19 protein-coding genes are annotated in these 19,354 nt (G+C 56.4%); 4 read left to right on the forward strand and 15 right to left on the reverse strand.

Annotated features, from left to right (window positions below; genetic code table 11):
* Position 1: 1 nt before the first annotated feature.
* The 12 genes from MF268_RS13145 to MF268_RS13200 form a co-directional block, all read right to left on the reverse strand.
* Entirely contained in the window at positions 2-760 is a 759-nt protein-coding gene (locus tag MF268_RS13145) for an ABC transporter ATP-binding protein (protein WP_238371322.1), read from the reverse strand.
* Entirely contained in the window at positions 757-2,049 is a 1,293-nt protein-coding gene (locus MF268_RS13150; RefSeq protein WP_238371323.1) for a branched-chain amino acid ABC transporter permease, read from the reverse strand. Before MF268_RS13150 ends, MF268_RS13145 begins: the two co-directional genes overlap by 4 nt.
* The gene (locus tag MF268_RS13155; RefSeq protein ID WP_238371324.1) at positions 2,046-3,002 is read right to left on the reverse strand and encodes a branched-chain amino acid ABC transporter permease; all 957 of its coding nucleotides are present in this window, start codon (positions 3,000-3,002) and stop codon (positions 2,046-2,048) included. Before MF268_RS13155 ends, MF268_RS13150 begins: the two co-directional genes overlap by 4 nt.
* A gap of 102 nt (positions 3,003-3,104) precedes the next feature.
* Positions 3,105-4,349, reverse strand: a complete 1,245-nt coding sequence (locus MF268_RS13160; RefSeq protein WP_238371325.1) for a branched-chain amino acid ABC transporter substrate-binding protein — start codon at positions 4,347-4,349, stop codon at positions 3,105-3,107.
* 502 nt (positions 4,350-4,851) lie between these two features.
* Entirely contained in the window at positions 4,852-5,658 is an 807-nt protein-coding gene (locus tag MF268_RS13165; protein ID WP_238371326.1) for an IclR family transcriptional regulator, read from the reverse strand.
* Between the two features lie 26 nt (positions 5,659-5,684).
* A complete protein-coding gene (locus MF268_RS13170) occupies positions 5,685-6,716 on the reverse strand; it encodes a phosphotransferase family protein (RefSeq protein ID WP_238371327.1) in 1,032 nt (343 codons plus the stop codon).
* Positions 6,717-6,725: 9 nt separating this feature from the next.
* Positions 6,726-7,376, reverse strand: coding sequence for a histidine phosphatase family protein (locus MF268_RS13175; protein ID WP_238371328.1), 651 nt, complete (start codon positions 7,374-7,376; stop codon positions 6,726-6,728).
* Positions 7,377-7,384: 8 nt separating this feature from the next.
* Positions 7,385-8,581 carry an acetyl-CoA C-acyltransferase gene (locus MF268_RS13180; RefSeq protein WP_238371329.1) on the reverse strand — a complete coding sequence of 399 codons (1,197 nt, stop codon included), beginning with the start codon at positions 8,579-8,581 and terminating at the stop codon, positions 7,385-7,387.
* Between the two features lie 17 nt (positions 8,582-8,598).
* A complete protein-coding gene (locus MF268_RS13185) occupies positions 8,599-9,531 on the reverse strand; it encodes an SDR family NAD(P)-dependent oxidoreductase (protein ID WP_238371330.1) in 933 nt (310 codons plus the stop codon).
* A 16-nt stretch (positions 9,532-9,547) separates the two neighbouring features.
* A complete protein-coding gene (locus tag MF268_RS13190) occupies positions 9,548-10,369 on the reverse strand; it encodes an SDR family oxidoreductase (protein WP_238371331.1) in 822 nt (273 codons plus the stop codon).
* Positions 10,369-11,484, reverse strand: a complete 1,116-nt coding sequence (locus tag MF268_RS13195) for an acyl-CoA dehydrogenase family protein (protein WP_238371332.1) — start codon at positions 11,482-11,484, stop codon at positions 10,369-10,371. Before MF268_RS13195 ends, MF268_RS13190 begins: the two co-directional genes overlap by 1 nt.
* A gap of 4 nt (positions 11,485-11,488) precedes the next feature.
* On the reverse strand, positions 11,489-12,676 hold the full coding sequence (locus tag MF268_RS13200) for an acyl-CoA dehydrogenase family protein (RefSeq protein WP_238371333.1): 1,188 nt from the start codon (positions 12,674-12,676) through the stop codon (positions 11,489-11,491).
* 139 nt (positions 12,677-12,815) lie between these two features.
* Here MF268_RS13200 and MF268_RS13205 point away from each other — a divergent pair, with 139 nt between their 5' ends.
* The gene (locus MF268_RS13205) at positions 12,816-13,811 is read left to right on the forward strand and encodes an NADPH:quinone oxidoreductase family protein (protein WP_238371334.1); all 996 of its coding nucleotides are present in this window, start codon (positions 12,816-12,818) and stop codon (positions 13,809-13,811) included.
* 9 nt (positions 13,812-13,820) lie between these two features.
* Here the strand turns inward: MF268_RS13205 and MF268_RS13210 are convergent, their stop codons facing one another.
* Positions 13,821-14,477, reverse strand: a complete 657-nt coding sequence (locus MF268_RS13210) for a histidine phosphatase family protein (protein WP_238371335.1) — start codon at positions 14,475-14,477, stop codon at positions 13,821-13,823.
* A 124-nt stretch (positions 14,478-14,601) separates the two neighbouring features.
* On the opposite strand from MF268_RS13210, the gene MF268_RS13215 reads away from it, so the two are divergent.
* The 3 genes from MF268_RS13215 to MF268_RS13225 all read left to right on the forward strand — a co-directional run bounded on the left by MF268_RS13215 (position 14,602) and on the right by MF268_RS13225 (position 17,016).
* Positions 14,602-15,618 carry an NADP-dependent oxidoreductase gene (locus tag MF268_RS13215; RefSeq protein WP_238371336.1) on the forward strand — a complete coding sequence of 339 codons (1,017 nt, stop codon included), beginning with the start codon at positions 14,602-14,604 and terminating at the stop codon, positions 15,616-15,618.
* Between the two features lie 17 nt (positions 15,619-15,635).
* On the forward strand, positions 15,636-16,109 hold the full coding sequence (locus tag MF268_RS13220; protein WP_238371337.1) for a MaoC family dehydratase: 474 nt from the start codon (positions 15,636-15,638) through the stop codon (positions 16,107-16,109).
* A gap of 151 nt (positions 16,110-16,260) precedes the next feature.
* A complete protein-coding gene (locus MF268_RS13225; RefSeq protein ID WP_238371338.1) occupies positions 16,261-17,016 on the forward strand; it encodes a LuxR family transcriptional regulator in 756 nt (251 codons plus the stop codon).
* Between the two features lie 436 nt (positions 17,017-17,452).
* On the opposite strand, the gene tsf is transcribed toward MF268_RS13225, so the two are convergent.
* A complete protein-coding gene (gene tsf / locus MF268_RS13230) occupies positions 17,453-18,331 on the reverse strand; it encodes a translation elongation factor Ts (protein ID WP_238371339.1) in 879 nt (292 codons plus the stop codon).
* Between the two features lie 77 nt (positions 18,332-18,408).
* On the reverse strand, positions 18,409-19,278 hold the full coding sequence (gene rpsB / locus MF268_RS13235; protein WP_238371340.1) for a 30S ribosomal protein S2: 870 nt from the start codon (positions 19,276-19,278) through the stop codon (positions 18,409-18,411).
* Positions 19,279-19,354: the final 76 nt, after the last annotated feature.

Below are 19,354 nucleotides of genomic sequence, written 5' to 3' on the forward strand. Positions count from 1 at the left end.
CTTAATGCTCTGCCTCCAATGCAGCGCCCAGATAAGCTTCTTGAACTTTGGGGTTGGAACGGACGTCTTCGGGATGTCCCGTGGCGATGATCTCGCCATAGACCAGAACGGAAATCTGGTCCGCGAGGCCGAAGACCACGCCCATGTCATGCTCTACCATCACCAAAGTCTTGTTCTGCGTGACCTTGCGGATCAGCTCGACGATGTAATCGGTTTCCGAATGGCTCATGCCTGCGGTCGGTTCATCCAGCATGATAACATCAGCACCGCCGGCAATCGTGATCCCGATCTCAAGCGCACGCTGTTCCGCGTAAGACAGGAGGCCCGCAGGCAATTCGGCGCGCTGCAAGAGGTTGATCTGATCAAGTATTTCCAAAGCGCCATCAGTAAGGTCCTGCGACCGGCTCACCATGTTCCAGAACGAGTACTTGTATCCATGCGACCAGAGCAGCGAACAGCGCACGTTTTCGAACACCGTCATCTTCGGAAAGATGTTGGTGATCTGGAACGAACGGCTGAGCCCCATGCGATTGATTTCGAACGGAGCCTTGCCGCGCAGGTCATGCCCGTGAAGCTTGATTGACCCGCTTGTCTGGGGAAACCGTCCGGTAATCAGGTTGAACAGCGTGGACTTTCCCGCCCCGTTTGGCCCGATGATCGCATGGCGTTCCCCTTTGGCGATTGACAGGTTCACACCACGGATGATTTCGGCTTTTCCGAAACTCTTCTTCAGGTCGGTGATTTCAAGAGCGGCCATCATGCGGGTCTCCCTTTTGGTGTATTGGCCCGATGCCAAGCTTCCCTGAGTGAAGGCGCGGACAGGCGCGCCAGCCAGAAACCGCCAACCGTCGCAACACATGCGATGATCCATGGCAGCACGCTATGGCTATCAAAAGTCGTCCAGAAGAGCGTCATTTCATCATCACCGGCCGAGGCATGGCGGACGTGGAAGAGCAGTTCCATCAGCGCGGCAAGGCCAAAGATGGCGATGATCGCCGGAACCAAGGTTTTGATGTAGGGCACGACCAGAGTGCCTAGTTTTCCGAACTTAGCCGCCGGCACATGCATCATCAGGACACCGGCTAGACCGCCGGGGAAATACATCACCGTCGCCAAGAACAATGCACCTACGTAGAGCTGCCAGATTTCGCTCTGCAGGCTGAGAACCGATTGCAGAAGGGTAAAGACGATCGCCCCGATTATCGGCCCGAAAAAGAACCCGACGCCGCCAAGGAACGCGATCAGAAGGATCACGCCGGACTGGGTGGTCGAAAGGTTGGTTTCGGTGAGGATTTCGTAGTTGATCGCGAAAAGCGCGCCCGCGATCCCGGCAAAGAATCCAGCCGCGGAGAAGGAGAAGAACCGAACCCAACGCGCTGAATAACCGAGGAATTCTGCTCTTTCGGGATTGTCTCTGACGGCATTAGCCATCCGGCCCACAGGCGTGCGAGAGAACAGGTACATCAACAGCGTCGACAGGACTGTCCAGAAAGCGATGAGATAGTAGACCTCGATCTGTTGCAGGAATTCGATGCCAAAGAACGGCATGAAATATGTGCGATCACCCGGCATGCCTTCTTCACCGCCGAAGAAAGCGGTGATGATGACGGAACAGGCCGCAATGAGTTCGCCAATGCCCAGCGAAATCATGGCAAAAACGGTGCCTGCTTTTCTTGTTGAGAAAGAACCGACGATCGTGGCCAGACCCAACCCGAAGAGACCGCCAAAGATCGGCAGGACCGGCAGCGGAATCGGCAACTCGTTCGTCTCCACGATGTTCATCAGGTGCATGCAGAAAAATCCGCCGACACCCATGTAAACGGCGTGGCCAAAGCTCAGCATACCGCCCTGCCCCAAGAGCATGTTGTAGCTCAGGGCAAAGACGATGGTGATCATCATCTGGTTCATGATGGTGATCGCGCTGTTTGACTGAAAGATCGTCGGCATCGCTACAAGAAATATCACGCTGATCACCCAAGGCAGGACCTGCCCAAGGCTGAGTGCCGGGGCGCGGGTTATCGTTGCGGTTTTTTGAGATGCATCGGTCATACGTCACGCTTTCCAAAGAGTCCGTGCGGACGGAAGACAAGGATCAGGACCATCAGGATGTAAGGCAGGATCGGTCCGATCTGCGGCAAGGTAAGTGTCCAGAGATCCCGTAGGTAGCTGTCGCTCAGCGATTCCGGCCGTTGCATGCCAAAGGATTCAAGGATCGACGCAAAGGGAAAGCTCGAAGATGCGGCGAAGGTTGTAAGCCATCCCAGAAGCAGCGACGCCACCAGTGCGCCCCAGAGTGACCCGAGTCCGCCGATCACGATGGTCACGAAGACGATCGATCCGAGCACGAAGGCCATACCCGGGAATGTACCAAGGACAGGTCCTGCCAGCACACCTGCAACGCCCGCCAATGCGGTGCCCACACCAAATACGCCCATGAAGATCAGCGGCACGTTATGCCCCAGCGCTTCGACCGTACGCGGATAGGACAGCGCGGCCTGAATTATCATACCGATGCGTGTGCGTGTGAGGATGTAAAGAAGGCCGATAAAGATCGCCACCGAGGTAAAGATCATGAAGACCTTGTAGGCAGGTACCGCGTTGTTTCCGATGGAGAAAAGCGCGAACTTCAAAATCTCGGGTTCCTGATAGGCCATCAGGTTGTTGCCCCAGAAGAACTTGATGACTTCCTCGATCAGAAGCGCCAGCCCAAAGGTAAAGATCAGTTCGGGTACATGGCCGTATTGGTGTACGCGACGCAACCCGTAGCGTTCGACGAGCGCGCCGACAACACCCACGAGAAGAGGTGCGATCAGCAGCCCCATCCAGAATCCGAGGTACATACTGATCTGATAGGCGAAATACGCGCCAAGCATGTAAAAGCTGGCATGCGCAAAGTTCAGAACGCCCATCATCGAGAAGATCAGGGTCAGTCCGCTGGAAAGCATGAACAACAGCAATCCATAAAACAGCCCGTCGATAAGGTTGATAATAACCAAATCCATCGGCCACCACTCCTTGGTCGAAATTCAGGTCTTGTTGCAGTTTTTGCGAAGGGGCTGCCCCGTACGCTTTGGCGCGGGGCAGCCTCGCGGAAAAGTCGCCGATTACTCGGGGCGTTCCATTTCGCAGGTGGTGGGAATATCAGCCGAGGCCATTTCGACCTTGACCGCTGTCTCGAGACCATAGTCAGAGTTGTCCAGCAAATGCTTGAGGCCGCTGGCCTGTTCCATCACGTAGACGTCTTGGATCGCTTGGTGATCTTCGGCGCGCATCTTGATTTTGCCGCCCCAGAAATTATCGGTTTCCATGCCTTCCAAGGCCTTGGCGACCTCGACCACGTCGGTGGCTGTTCCAGCTTCTTCAATGGCCATGGCCAGCATGCGGACCACGTTAGCGATACGCGGCTGGGAGATGTCATGGTCAGGATACTTCGCTTCGAAAGCATCGACATATTCATCGACTTCGGGCGAGCCGGCCGGGTTCAGTGCACCTTCGCCAACAAGGTTGATCTTGCCCACCCCAGCTTCGCCAAAGGTACGGGTGATACCATTGGATGCCGCATAGTAGGTATAAATCGGTCCTGTAAACCCTGCTTCGATGATTGCCTTACCAAGTCCAACCATATCGGAGCCCCAGTTACCGGTGATGACGGCATCCGCGCCCGAAGACACGATTTTGCGTGCATAGGGCGTAAAGTCCTTGACCTTGCCGATCGGGTGAAGCTCGTTCCCGACGATTTCGATGCTGTCCTTCTTGGCACCCAGATCGCGCTGAGCCGCCTCGGCCACGGCCTTGCCGAAGGAGTAGTCCTGACCGATCAAGTAAACCTTACTGATCTCATCGTTTTGAACGATGGCATCAGTCAACGCATCCATCTTGATGTCGGCGTTCGCATCGAAGCGGAAATGCCAGAAGTTGCATTTTTCATTGGTCAGCGCCGGATCAACTGCCGAATAGTTCAGAAACAGGACCTGGCTATCGGGATTGCGGCGATTGTGCTTGTTAACCGCTTCGGTGAGAGCATGCGCAATCCCCGACGAGTTCCCCTGCACTACGTAATGGGCACCCTGGTCGATCGCGACCTGAAGGTTGATGAGCGACTCCTTCCCGTCCATTTTGTTGTCGAGACCGATGACTTCGAACATGTCACCGTCCAGCACGCCACCCTTCTTGTTCACGAGCTCCTCCGCTGCGAACTGGAATTCGGCCAGACCGTTGGTCCCTGTCGTGGCAAACGGCCCCGACAGCGGATCGATGAATGCAATCTTGATATTCTCCGCGAAAGCGGCTGTTGCACTGACAGACAGTGCAAGCGCGGCGGTGACGCCGAACTTAGTAGGTATGCGCATTAGTTTTCCTCCCTAACATGAGACCGGTCGCTTTCGAGGCGATTATTCGGTCCCGCATAAAGAGCCTTGCATATCGCCGTTCAAAGTCAAGCATCCGAACCTTACCAAATGTTACCGGAGAAACTGGGGGCTCTGGCCACGTGATACTTCGATGGCAAATAAAAAATCCAGCCGACGGGATGGGTGCAACTTTTGCGGCCCTACAGTATTGCTTCTTCGAATGAGGTTTGAGTTGTAAGGCACTGAAAAGAATATATTAAAAAAATGATACCACGCATTAATGTAAGAAATGGCTGCGGCCCGATTACAAACATTATCCACCAAAAATCTGAACAGGTTCGCTTCAAAATTGTTTGTTGAGCGAGGTATTTTGACGGTATATTTCAATCGTCCAAATACTAGTAGTTCGCGGTCACAGTCCGGATTTTCCGTTATCGGCCATTCCGCAGAGCAAAAAACCCTTCCACAGCGAAATGTGATTCTTTCGCGCAATAAAGTTGCGCTAAGTGCTTTTCGAGTGAAACCCTAGTACTTGGGCAGCATTCTTCAGACGATCAGCATATTGGCCTTCGAGTTCTTCCTTGTGAACGTGAAAGGAAGGCCCGCCGGTGTTCAGGCCATAAACCCGTGCGCCGTTCAGAGATGTGACGGGAACGGCGATACCATTCACATCACCACGCCATTCACCGTACCCGCGGCAATAGCCACAGTCCCGGTATTCTTCCAGAGCCCGGTTGAGGCTTTCCGTATAGGCTTCCAGCTGGTCAGGGGTTTCCTGCCGGACGAGGTCAAAGACGGCCTCCCGTTCCCACTGTCCCATGCCCACGAGAATGGCGCGCCCGATGGCCGAAAAGAAGAGAGGCAAGCGAGATCCGACGTGCATGGTCAAGGACACGTTTTCGCGTGAGCTTTGGACCGCAAGATAAACGACTTCAAGCCGGTGCCTTTCGCCAAGCGCGACCGTGATGTAAGAATTTGGGCCGTCTCGCAGGTCGCGCATGACTTCGGTTGCGCGTTCGCTCACCTCCATGCCAGCCAGCACGCCAAAGCCAAGATGCAGGACCCCTGCCCCCAACCGGTACGTTCCCTTACGCGGATCTGCGATAAGATAGTCGAGCTTGCACAGCGTGTACGTGAGCCGCGATACCGTCGGTTTCGGCAGCCCGGTACGCTCGGCAAAGTCCGTGTTGGTCAACTCTGTTTCATTCGGGCCAAAGCAGCGCAGAACGTCCAGTCCACGGGCAAGAGCGGTTACGAAATTGCGATCTTTGGGATCTTCGGAATGAGGGGTGAATTCAGCATCCGCCATAAGAGCGACCTTTCAAGCGTTTTGCATCAGTTCTGCAAGGCTTCCAGGCCTTTTTCAGCGAAAGCTGGCACATGCTCCCCAACTTTCATGGCGCGTTCCGGGTTCGAGGCGTTGCCATCCAGCGCCCGTTTCAAAACGCCTTGAATGATACCGGCCATACGGAAAAAACAGAACGAAAGGTAGAAGCCAAAGTTCTCAATTTCCGGCAAACCGCGTCGCTCGCAATAGCTTGCGATGAATTCCTCGTCCGATGGCAGACCCAGCGCCTTGCGGTCGACACCGGCGAGGCCGCGGCCTTCGGACCCGGCGGGCATCTGCCACTGCATGATGACAGACGCCAAGTCGGCATAGGGATGACCAATGGTCGACAATTCCCAGTCCAGCACAGCAAGGCAATTGGTGCCATTCTTCTCGAACATCATGTTGTCGATGCGGTAATCGCCATGGACCAGCGTTCTCTGCCCGTCGTCTTCGGGCATCTGCCGCTGAAGTTCCTCCATGAGCTTGTCCATGGCCGGAATCTTGGTGGTTTCCGATGCCCGGTACTGTTTTGACCAGCGCCCGACCTGACGTTCGAAATAGTTGCCCGGCGGGCCATAGTCAGAAAGTCCGACAGCGTCGATATTCACCATGTGCAGTTCCGCCAGCACCCGGTTCATGTCGTCGATTACGGCGCCGCGTTCAGCGTTGGACAGGCCCTCACCTTCCATCGTGGGCTGTCTAAAATTTCGCCCGTCGACGTGGTCCATGATGTAAAAGGCCGACCCGATCACCGAGTCATCCTCGCAGAGCAGATGCATCTTGGCGACGGGAACCTTTGTATCGGCAAGCGCGCTTTGAACGCGGAATTCACGGTCGACCGCATGGGCTGATTTCAGCAATACGCCCGGGGGTTTACGTCGCAGAACGTATTTCTTGCTTGGCGTTTTCAGCAGAAATGTCGGATTCGACTGACCAATATCGAATTTCTCCGCCTCTATCGGTCCTTCGAAACCTTTCAGGTTTTCTTTAAGATAGGCGGTCACAGCCGCAAGATCCAGCGTTTGGGTATCAGCCATGTCGAGTCCTCAGCTGTAGGTCAGAAGATTTTTCCGGTCAGGGCCGGAGAGATGTGGCGTCGAATTGAATTCATGCAGGAAGAAGCGCGGGCCAGAAAAGACGAACTTGTTGATCGCCGTGTTTTTGACCTGCAGGTTGACCTCCATCATCATCGCTTCCGGGGCCTGCAGCGCGCGGGCAACCAGCTGTCCGATAACGCCGCCGGAACTCACGACAAGAACGCGGCGAGCCTTGGTATCCGTCGCAAAGCGCAGCGCGTCCGAAGTTCTGTTTTCGAAATCCTGCCAGCTTTCAGCGGCGCCAACGATTCCATCGGTCTGCCATTGCAGAATGGTATCCTTGAGCGTGCGGAAATGCGTCTTTCTCTCTCCCCTGACCGCAGCCGGCACTGCGCCGTCAAACCGGTGATGCAGCAGGTTGTGAAAGTCGTATTCGTTGAAACCGGGATGCTCTTCGCGTGGTTGATCGAACCCCATCGCATCCAGCGTTTCTTTCTGACGTCTGAGCGTACCTGTGATGCAACGATCTGGGGTCCACCCCATGTTCCGCAGCGCTTCGCCTGCGAGGCGGGACTGTTCATGTCCCACCTCTGAGAGGATGTCATAATCATCCGCCCCGAAAGACGCCTGACCATGACGAACGACAAAAAGCTCTGCCATAGAAGTGCTTACAGAACCTCGAAGAGGCCGGCTGCGCCCATGCCGCCGCCGACACACATGGTGCAGACGACATACTTGGCGCCGCGACGCTTGCCTTCGATCAATGCGTGGCCGACCATCCGCGCACCGGACATGCCATAGGGGTGCCCGATCGAGATTGCGCCGCCGTTAACGTTCAGCAATTCGTCAGGGATTCCAAGCTTGTCGCGCGAATAGATCACCTGACAGGCGAACGCTTCGTTCAATTCCCAAAGGCCGATGTCGTCCATTTTCAGACCGTGCGCCTCAAGCAGTTTCGGAACCGCGAAAACGGGACCAATGCCCATCTCGTCCGGTTCACAACCTGCAGCCATAACGCCGACATAACGGCCGAGCGGTTCAAGCCCCTTTTTCTCTGCAACCTTGGCTTCCATGATGACCGAACCCGATGCACCGTCGGAAAGCTGGCTGGCGTTACCGGCAGTGATGTATTTCCCTTCGGAAATCACCAACCCGTCCTTGAAGACAGGTTTCAGCCCCGCAAGGCTTTCGGCCGTCGTCGAGGGCCGGTTGCCTTCGTCTTTTTCCAGCGTGACCTCGTGTTCCGAGATCGCCTTGGTTTCCTTGTCCTGCATCTTCATGATGGTCGTGAGAGGCACGATTTCATCATCGAATTTGCCCGCTTGCTGGGCGGCATGAGTCCGGGCCTGGCTGCGCGCGGAATACTCGTCCTGTGCTTCGCGGCTGATGCCATAGCGTTCGGAAACGGTTTCTGCCGTTTCCAGCATACTCATGTAAATCGCGGGAAGGTTTTCCTTGAGCCAAGGGTCGCGGTTCACGCGCATCTCTTGGGTCTGAACGGTAGAGATACTGTCGACCCCGCCCCCAACAACGACATCCATGCCGTCATGAACAACCTGTTTGGCAGCCGTGGCAATCGCCATCATGCCGCTGGCACATTGACGATCCAGCGACATGCCAGCGGTTGTCACCGGCAGCCCGGCCCGCATCGCCGCCTGACGCGCGATGTTGCCCGCCTGAAAGCCCTGTTGCAGGGCGGCGCCCCAGACAACATCGGCCACCTCGGCCGGATCGATGCCCGCGCGGCTGACCGCGTTGGAAATGGCATGGCCAGATAGATGCTGAGGCGTGGTAGCGTTAAAGGCACCGCGATAGGCTTTGCCGATCGGCGTCCGTGCCGTGGATACGATTACTGCGTCGCGCATGGTAGTTCCTCTCGAGATTACTTCTTTGACTGGCCGAGATCGATGCCTCGGGCCTTGGCTGCATTTTCCGCGTATTTGCCGGTCTGGTGAAAAGCTTGAGTCAGTTCTTCCTGACCCTCGGTGTCGCTGATCCGGTCAAAGGCGGATGCCACGCCCTCGGGCGTGAGATCATCATCAACAAGGGTAACGCCTTGTGTTTCATATACTTTAGTGACGGCAAAGGATCCGGCCCCAGCGCCAAGGATCACCCGGCTCGGGGCATCCTCGCTGACAAGATACAACAGACCGGGGGTGATGGTTTCTGGTTTCAAAAGCGCAAGAGCATCCTCAGGGATCAGCTCTTCGGTCATCCGGGTGGCGGCAGTGGGTGCCAGCGTGTTGACGCGAATGTCGTCGCGTGCGCCCTCCAGATGCAGCACGTTCATCAGACCCATCATCGCAGCCTTGGCCGCGCCGTAGTTGGCTTGGCCGAAATTGCCGTAGAGTCCCGACGCGGAAGAGGTCAGAACGATCCGACCGTATTTTGCTTCGCGCATGATCGGCCAGACCGCGTGCGTCATGCAGGCGGTTCCCAACAGGTGCACATCGACTACCTTGCGGAAATCGGCCATGGTCATCTTGGCAAACGTCTTGTCCCGCAGGATACCGGCATTGTTGACGAGAATGTCGATGCGGCCCCATTTATCCATCGTGCGCGATACAAGGTCTGCAACCTGTTCCTCGTTGGAAACATCCGCGCCATGCGCCATGGCCTCGCCGCCTGCTGCGGTGATCTCGTCTACGACCTTCTGCGCCGCGCTTTCGGATGCGCCGGAACCATCGACCGAAGCGCCGAGATCGTTTACCACCACCTTTGCGCCGCGATTTGCAAGCTGCAACGCATGGCTTCGGCCAAGTCCTGCGCCTGCGCCAGTCACGATGGCAACCCGATCATCAAATCTTATCGTCATGGGTCAACTTTCCCGTCTAATGCGATGCCTGTTCGAAGATATTTCCGGAGGTCACGACGTTGATCCCACCGGACACTGGCAGCACCCCGCCAGTGATGTAAGCGCCGCCGCGTCCGCAGAGGAACAGCATGCAGCCGGCAATGTCTTCCTCACGCCCGACGCGTTTGAGCGGCACGTCTTTACCGACCTTTTCGCGCATTTCTTCGTCAGCGGTCGCGAAGGCAGTCATCTTGGACACGAACGGTCCCGGTGCCAGCGCGTTGACGGTAATGAAATCGCCAGCCAGTTCCTTGGCCATGATCTTGGTTAGGTGTATGACGGCCGCTTTGGACGCGGAATAGCTGTAGGCGCCGTCGCCCATCGGCACCTCGCCCATGACAGAGCCGACGTTTACCACGCGGGCCGGATCATCCTCGGTCGCGGATTCCCGCAGCATCGGAAGGAGTTGTTGTGTCAGGTGAAACAAACCCGTCACGTTAAGGGTCATCACCTTGTCCCACGCATCATATGGGAATTCATCAAGCGGTGCGCCCCAGCTTCTCCCGGCATTGTTCATCAGGATATCAAGTTTGTCGGTGCGGTTCTTGACCTCTTGCACCAGGGCCATCACGCCCTCTTCGGTACTGACGTCACCGGCGAAACCCTCTGCGGAACCTGGCGCACCCATGTCGTTCAACTGGGCGGCGACGGCTTCGCAGGCATCGCCTTTGCGCGAGGCGATCAAGACTCGCGCACCAGCCTGTACCAGTGCTTCTGCCGCCATGCGTCCGATACCGGTCGCCCCACCGGTCACCAAGGCCGTCTTGCCGGACAACCCAAACAAGCTTGTTAAATCCATCAAAGCCCCCTGATCTTTGCAATCTTTTCAGCATGATATCCGTAGTCGCCAAGCCATTCGGCGGCGACGCGGGCCCGTTTCATGTAAAAACCCATGTCGAAATCGTCGGTCATGCCGATGCCGCCATGCATCTGGACTCCTTCGATCACGGCGCGCTTGGCGGTGTCTGTTGCACGCGCTTTGGCCAGCGAAACGGCGAGGCTGGCATTTTCCGGATCTTCGTCCAGCATCCGCCCCGCATGTGCAACCGCCGAAGCCGTAACTTCCGTGTGACACCAAAGATCGGCGGCACGGTGCTGAAGCGCCTGAAACTGTCCGATCAATACGCCAAACTGCTTTCGTTCTTTCAGGTATCCCACGGTCATACCAAAGGCCCCGGCTGCCACGCCGCTCATTTCGGCGGCCAGCGCGGCCTGCCCGGCTTCGAGCGCCGGTTGCAGCACTTTCATCGCCTGATCGACATTTCCAAGCACGTCTTCGCCGGTCGCCTCAACATTGTCGAACGTGATTCTGGCGGCGTCACGACTGTCGATCATTCCTTTATGATTCCGGGTGATGCCGTTCCGACCGGCCGGCAGATCGAACAGGGTCAGTCCAGCATCCGTCTTTGCAAGAACCAGCAGCCGGTCAGCCAGCGCCCCGTCGACCACAAACGTCTTTTCGCCGTTCAGACGAAAGCTGTTGCCGTCGCGCGTCGCCGACATCTCGGTTTTTTCCGGTGAAAACTTTGGCCCCTCATCAACAGCCAGCGCATATGTCACTTCACCGGACGCAATCGCGCTCAGCGCTTCTTGGGCGCGGCTGTCCGATACCTGACGCAGTGCTGTCGCGGCTATAACGGCGCTGGAAAGAAACGGGCTGGCGACCAGCGTCTTTCCCATCTCGCGCGCAAGGATGCCCGCAGCTGCGTGGCCCATATCGGATCCGCCATGATCTTCGGGCACTAGAATGCCAGCCCAACCCATCTTGGCCATTTCCTGCCAGAGCGCCCTATCAAACGTTTTTCCCGCGTCGCGCAAGTCGCGAAGCTGTTTCACCGGCGCGTTCTCATCTAGAAACCCGCGTGCGGAATCCGCCAGCATGGTTTCTTCTTCAGTCATTACCAATGTCGTCATTGTCTTACCCCGGAAGTCCCAGAACCCGGCGCGAAACGATGCTCAGCATCACCTCGGAGGTTCCGCCTTCGATGGAATTTGCTTTGGTGCGAAGCCAGTCCGCCGGGCGCGATCCGTATGGCCCGTCCCATTCGAGCGCGTCGCTGCCACTTGCGGCCATCATCAATTCGTGGCGGTCCTTGTTCAGCTCGGTGCCAACGTATTTGAGCATCGCAGAGGCATCGCCGACGCCCTGCCCGGCTTCGGCCATGTCCTTGTAGCGTTCGAGCGTCAGCCCTGTTGCCAGCGAGTCGATCTCAGCCTTGATGGCGGCGGCGCGCAGGATCGGATCAAGCTCGGCGCCGTCATCCGTCAAAACCTGTGCCAGCGGTCGCATGCCGCCAGTTCCCGACCCGATGGCCGAGATCATGGAACGTTCATGCGTTAGCAGGTATTTGGCGACGTCCCACCCGCGGTTGATGGTACCGACTACGGAAGAAATACCGTCTTCATCTTCTTTCGGCACTTCAACATTATCGAAGAAGGTTTCGCAAAATGGCGACATTCCCGAGATCAGTTTGATCGGACGCGTCGATACGCCTGGCGTTTCCATATCGATCAGAAGGAACGTAATCCCGAGGTGTTTCTTGGCCTCACGATCCGATCTGACCAGCGCGAAAATCGCATCTGCCTTGTCCGCGTAAGAGGTCCAGATCTTCTGACCATTCACCAACCAGTGGTCGCCTTTGTCCTCGCATTTTGTCTGTACGCTGGCGAGATCGGAACCTGCGCCGGGCTCGGAATATCCTTGGCACCAGCGAATTTCGCCGCGAGCGATCGGCAGCAGATATTTTTTCTTTTGCTCCTCGGTGCCGAAATGCAAAAGCGCCGGGCCAAGCATCCAGATGCCAAAGCTGTCGAGCGGCCGACGCGCTTCAATCCGAGCGAGCTCTTCGTGCCAGATCTTCTCTTCGGCGCGGTTCATGCCCGCGCCGCCATAGGCCTTTGGCCATGTCGGAACCGTAAATCCCTTTTCAATACAACGGTTCAGCCATGTCTCCTGAGCTTCGGATTCGAAAACCCAATTGCGGCCGCCCCAGCAGGTATGGTCTCTGCTTGAATTTCCATCACGCATCTCGGCTGGGCAATTCGCCTCCAGCCAAGAACGCAGTTCCATACGGAACGCGGACTGGTCCTGTGCCATCTGCGCCATGTCTCCTCCCCATTGCGCTTCTGTTTCGCTGTGCAGAATTGCATTTCAAAAACGGATTGACAACACCGGATCGCACACCAAGAGTCTGACCCAACGTGTTGCCGAGGACAACACTTGCATTTGCGTGGGGAGGAACACCATGAAAGCCTTGTTGAGCACCGCCGTTGGCGGACCGGAGAGCCTGGAGCTTAAAGAAATCGAAACACCGACGCCTGGAAAAGGGCAGGTTTTGATTCGAACACGCGCCTCGGGGGTCAACTTTCCCGATACCTTGATGATCCGTGATCTTTACCAATTCAAACCGGAGCGTCCATTTGCACCCGGCGGTGAAATTGCCGGTACGGTCGAAACGGTCGGAGAAGGTGTGACGGATGTCGCGCCCGGTGATCGCGTTCTTGCGCTCACCGGTCACGGTGGTTTCGCGACCCATACAATCGCCGAAGCTGCCCGCATTATCAAAATCCCCGATGACATGCCTTTCGAAGACGCGGCCTGCTTCATTTTCACTTATGGTACATCGCATCACGCGCTGAAGGACCGCGCGCATATCAAGGCAGGCGATTCCCTGCTGATCCTCGGGGCTGCGGGCGGTGTTGGTGCAGCGGCAATCGAACTCGGGAAGGCAGCTGGCGCCAAGGTGATCGCAGCTGTCTCTTCTCAGGAAAAGGCCGATTTCTGCAAGGAACTCGGTGCGGATGAGGCCATCGTTTATGACCGCGCGCTTGAAAAAGAAGGCCAGAAAGCGTTTTCCGCCCAGATCAAGGATATCGTCGGCAAGGACGGCGTCGATATCGTCTATGATGCGGTTGGCGGTGCCTATGCTGAACCAGCCATTCGTGCGCTGGCGTGGGAAGGGCGTTTTCTTGTCGTTGGCTTCCCTGCTGGCATTCCCAAGATTCCGTTGAACCTTGCCTTGCTCAAAGGGTGCCAGATCGTTGGCGTGTTCTGGGGCGATTCCACCAGACGCGACCCCAAGGGACATGCAGAGAATGTCGCCGAATTGTTCGACATGTATTCCAAGGGCAAGATCAAGCCCCGCATCTCTGCGTCGTTCCCGCTGGAAAAAGCAGCCGATGCGCTCACGATGATGCAGGATCGAAAGGTCATGGGAAAAGTGGTGGTGACGACGGACTGACGCCCGGGATCACCCCAGATGCGTACAGTCGTTAAAGCCTTTTACCCACATGGTTTCGCCGAGGATCACAAGTCGGCTGATGGAACCATTGTTCGCCCCGTTGAAATGAAACGGGCGGGCACCGCTGGCAATGGACATGGCGGCACCAATCACGCCGCCATGAACGACTACGGCGACCCGTTCGTCGGCATGCGCAGCAGCGATCCGCAAAAGTCCCGCACGCACCCGGTCATGAAGCTGCTGCGTCGTTTCCGCATTCGGAATTTCACCCCATTCCTCGCGCTCGATCGCGCGCATGAACTCCGGCGCCTTTTCGGCGGCCTTGATGCGATATTCGCCGCCATCCCAGTCACCAAGCCTGATTTCTCTCAGGTCCGGTTCGACTTGTGGTGTCAGTTTCAAGTGGCGCGCCAAAGGCGCGGCGGTCTGATGCGTTCGTCTCAACGTGGTCACGTAAATTGCGGAAATTGCGTCATCTTTAAGACGTTCGCCAACAAGTATGGCTTGCTCTTCACCCATTGGATGAAGTGCCGGATCGCCATGACCATCGATCATGGGAAAACTTTCACCGGGCCGCGAGGCCTCCGTTCGGCCATGCCGGATCAAGAGAAGATCGGCAGCACCTTGGGGCGGCAGGTAATCGCTCTGATGATATTCTTTCGTCATGAAGTGCTCTCCTTGCCGTCTGCCGTGATGAATTGCGCCCACCTACCCATATCGGCTCACCGATGACAACACGCCGGATCGCAGACACGCGCGGACAGCGAAACCGAAATCAAGGGACATGAACATGACAAACCGACAGATTACGATTGCAGAATTGCCAACGGGCAACCTGACGCCGGATCATTTCAAACTGAATGAGACGGAGATACCCAGCCCAAGCGACGGTGACGTTCTCCTCCGCACCGTTCTTATGTCGATAGACGCGGCCAATCGAAGCTGGATGCAAGGGGCAACCTATCGAGATGCGGTTCATGCGGGTGACCCGATGCCGACCTATGCAATCAGCGAAGTGGTCGAGAGCAAAAGCCCGCGCCTCGCAACAGGTGACGTGGTAGCCTGTGAATCGGTTTGGTCAGAGTATGTGGTTCGTCCGGCGCATAAATGCGTAAAGCTTCCCACCATGCGGCCGCTGTCGAACCTGATGTCTGTTTATGGCATTGCCGGAAAGACGGCGTTTCACGGCCTGATCGGCGTAGGACAGCCCGTCACGGGCGAAACGGTCCTGGTGTCTGCTGCTGCTGGTTCTGTCGGCTCAATAGTAGGGCAGATTGCAAAAGCGTTGGGATGCCATGTTGTTGGCATCGCCGGGGGCGCGCAAAAATGCAAATGGGTGACCGATGAGCTTGGGTTTGATGCCTGTATCGATTACCGCGAGCCTGGCATGGGCAAGGCGCTTCGTCAGGCCTGCCCTAACGGAGTTGACGTCTATTTCGATAATGTCGGCGGTAAGGTTCTCGAAGCTGCCCTTTTTGCTATGAATACCAAAGGACGCGTCGTTTGCTGCGGCGCCGTCAGCCAATATGACACGACAGATGCACCTTCGGGACCGCGCAACCTGCCGGGTCTGGTCGTCGTCAAACGGCTGCGCATGGAAGGGTTCATCGTGATGGATTTTGCAGATCGCGATGCGACCGCGCTCAGAGCGCTGCAAACTTGGGTCGAAAATGGTCAGATCAAGGTATTCGAAGATATCGTCGAGGGGCTGGAAAACGCCCCCTCTGCGCTGATCGGTCTCTTGGCCGGCGAAAACAAGGGCAAACGGATGGTTCGTGTCGGACCGGATCCGGAAGGCGTACAATAGAAGGTCGAGGATTGAAAATGAAAGCTATCGATGCGGCATTCGCCGAAGCAAATTCACAGGTTGGATCGGAAATCGGGGTTTCCGAATGGGTGACGATTGATCAGGCGACAATCGATGCGTTTGCCGAAACCACATATGATCATCAATGGATCCACATTGACCCTGAAAGGGCCGCGAAGGAAACGCCATTTGGTGGGACGATCGCTCATGGATTTTTGACCCTCTCGCTGGCCAGCAAGTTCGGGTATGAATGCCTCGGTCGGTATGATGGTCAGGTGATGGGAATCAACTACGGGTTTAACAAGCTTCGCTTTCTGTCCCCTGTAAAGGCGGGTGCGCGTGTTCGCGGACGATTTGTCATGCACGAAGTCAAGAAACGCTCGGAAACAGACCTGCTCCGAACAACCATGCTGACCATCGAAATCGATGGTCAGGAGACGCCTGCTCTTGTCGCTGAATGGTTGGGGCTGGCAGTATTCGAGGCGAACTGACCGTCGGTTTACCGTGCTTTAGGAAATTTCTGTGCCCCGCTTGTCGGGGCACGGCCTCATTGACGTATCCAAGGTCTTGCTGCGGACACCTTATCAGTTATATTGGCGGCCTATCCGTAAGATACGCCAATGTTTGTAGGGCTTTTCCGCAATGAAACTACGACAGTATCTGTACCACCTGTCTAACGTTCAAACGCTCGAGGATCTGTGGTCGGCGCATACAACGCAGATGGCCTCTTATGGGTTTGACCGGCTGCTTTACGGCTTCACCCGATTTCGTACGGAAAACTCTCTTGGCGATCCTGAAGATTTTGTCGTTCTGACAAACCATTCGCCGGAATACGTCGAAGGTTTCATGACTCAGGGGCTCTATTTTCATGCCCCGATGCTGCATTGGGCGCTGAAGAACGAAGGCGCAGGAAGCTGGCGCCATCTTGGCGAAAAGTTCAATGTCGGCGAACTGACACCTGAAGAGCTCAAGGTTATCGAGTTCAATCTAAAGATGCAGGTCACCGCCGGCTATACGATCAGTTTCAAGTCGGTTTCTGCGCGTTCAAAAGGCGCAATATCCTTGGCGGCCAAGGTCGGCATGACCCAGGAGGATGTAGATGCGGTGTGGGAAGAGCACGGACGTGATATCCACTTAATGAACAACTTTGCTCATCTAAAAATCCTTACCCTGCCCTATTCGCCGCCCAATCGCGGACTGACAAAGCGGCAGCGTGAAGCATTGGAATGGGTCGGTGATGGCAAGACGACGCAGGACATCGCGCTCTTGATGGGGCTTACCTCGGCGACGGTCGAAAAACATCTCCGGCTCGCACGCGAGTCGCTTTCTGTTGAAACAACAGCGCAGGCCGTGTTGAAGGCGGCATTGCACAACCAGATGTTCGTTCTGGAAGCCTGATAAACTTCCGACAGCAAGGTTATTCCGGAAAAACGCCCCTTTCCAAACAGTTAATGGCGGATAGCGTCAAGAAAACGTCATGTCCTTACCTAAGGTAAGGAATACATGACTTTCGTTAAGTTCGAATAAGACGCAATCTATCCATGTTCCGTGAGTGGTGGCTTTAGCCTGGGAACATCGGGAAATGAACCTTGCAATTACAAGGCTCTCTGACCTGTCCGGTCCGAACGTGTATTCTTCCACGCCAGGGCCGGAGCTCTCTTGAACGGTCCCGCCCATCCCCAAATGGACCGTCTGGAAGGGCCGAAACCGGGGAGTTTTCCCCCGGTTTCGGTTATTTCCCGAAAAACTGCTTACAGTCCCTGCCCGCCTTGCACGCAGGCAAAGAAAAAGGCGGGGTCCCCCCCGCCTCATCTGTCTTGCAAAGAAAGCAGGTTCAGCCGCCGGCTGCCGTTTTTGCAACTTCTGCTGCAAAGTCTTCTTCTTTTTTCTCGATGCCTTCGCCAACTTCGAGGCGAATGAAACCGGTAATGGTCGCGCCAGCTTCTTCAGCAGCCGCACCAACGGTCAGGTCGGGGTTGACCACGAACTGCTGGTTGAGCAGCGTGACTTCCGCCATGAATTTTTTCATGCGGCCGACAATCATTTTTTCGATGACCTGCTCGGGCTTGCCGCTTTCACGGGCAATATCCATCTGGACGTTCTTCTCTTTTTCGACAACGGCCGGATCAAGATCCGCTTCGCTGAGCGAGGCCGGGTTCACGGCTGCGATATGCATTGCGACCTGCTTGCCGAATGCTTCGTCACCGCCGTCCATCGCGACCAGAACGCCGATTTTGCCCATACCGGGCGCTGCCGCGTTGTGCACGTAGGAAACGACGCTGCCGCCTTCGATGCTGGCCATGCGACGCAGGCTCATGTTTTCACCAATCTTGGCGATGGCGTCGGTCAGAACTGTTTCGACCGGCTTTCCGTTCAGATCGGCCTTCTTGAGCGCTTCGACGTCCGAAACACCCATTGCCGCCTGAGCGATACCGCTCACCATTTCCTGGAATTCGCTGTTCTTGGCAACGAAATCGGTCTCGGAGTTGACTTCAACGGCAACGCCTTTGCCACCTTCGACAACCACACCGACGAGCCCTTCGGCTGCGGTACGACCGGATTTCTTGGCCGCTTTCGCGAGGCCCTTTGTGCGCAGCCAGTCTACGGCGGCTTCCATGTCACCGTCATTTTCGGTCAGCGCTTTTTTCGCGTCCATCATGCCTGCGCCGGTGCTTTCGCGCAGTTCTTTAACCATTGCTGCTGTGATTGCCATTTCGGGCTCTCCTCAAATCATGCCGGGATCGGGGCAGGTCTAGCCTGCCCCGTATGTCAGTGTCGTGACAGATGCGATCAGCCGTTGGCTTTCTCGACAGTCTCCTGCTTGGATTCGATGTCCAGCGGAGCGTCCTTGCTCATCGCGTCGTTATGCACGGTCTCGGAGGAGACGTTGCCGATTTCGACGCCGCCATCGGCAAGGGTTTCTTCCTCAGGTGCTTCTTCAAACGAACCGATGTCAACACCGGCTGCGCCGAGCTGTGCGCTCATGCCGTCGAGAGCTGCGCGGGAAACCAGATCGCAGTAGAGAGCGATTGCGCGAGCCGCGTCATCGTTGCCGGGGATCACGTAATCGATGCCGTCGGGCGAGCAGTTAGTGTCGACAACAGCAACAACCGGGATGCCCAGTTTGTTGGCTTCTGCGATCGCAAGTTGCTCTTTCTTGACGTCAATCACGAAAAGCAGGTCGGGCGTGCCGCCCATTTCGCGGATACCACCCAGCGAAGCGGTCAGCTTGGCTTGGTCGCGTTCCATGCCAAGACGTTCTTTCTTGGTCAGGCCTTCGAAACCTGTTTCCATCTGCTCGTCGATCTGCTTCAGGCGGTTGATCGACTGGGAAACGGTTTTCCAGTTGGTGAGCGTGCCACCCAGCCAGCGGTGGTTCATATAATACTGTGCGGATTTCTCGGCAGCATCTGCGATCGGCTTTTGCGCCTGACGCTTAGTGCCGACAAAAAGGATCCGGCCGTTTTTCGCAACGGTTTCACGGATGACTTGCAGCGCCTGGTCCAGCATCGGAACAGTCTGCGTGAGGTCCATGATGTGGATGCCGTTGCGGTCACCGTAGATGTACGGCGCCATGCGGGGGTTCCAGCGCTGTGTCTGGTGACCAAAGTGAACGCCAGCTTCGAGCAGCTGACGCATGGTGAACTCAGGAAGAGCCATGCTTGTTTACCTTTCCGGTTTCGCCTCGGCGGGGGTATTGAGAGCGTGTGCTCCAACCGGCGGACCTTTGGGGATG

Origin of the sequence: Heliomarina baculiformis (genome assembly GCF_019966545.1) — a bacterium.
Lineage (GTDB): Bacteria > Pseudomonadota > Alphaproteobacteria > Rhodobacterales > Rhodobacteraceae > Heliomarina > Heliomarina baculiformis.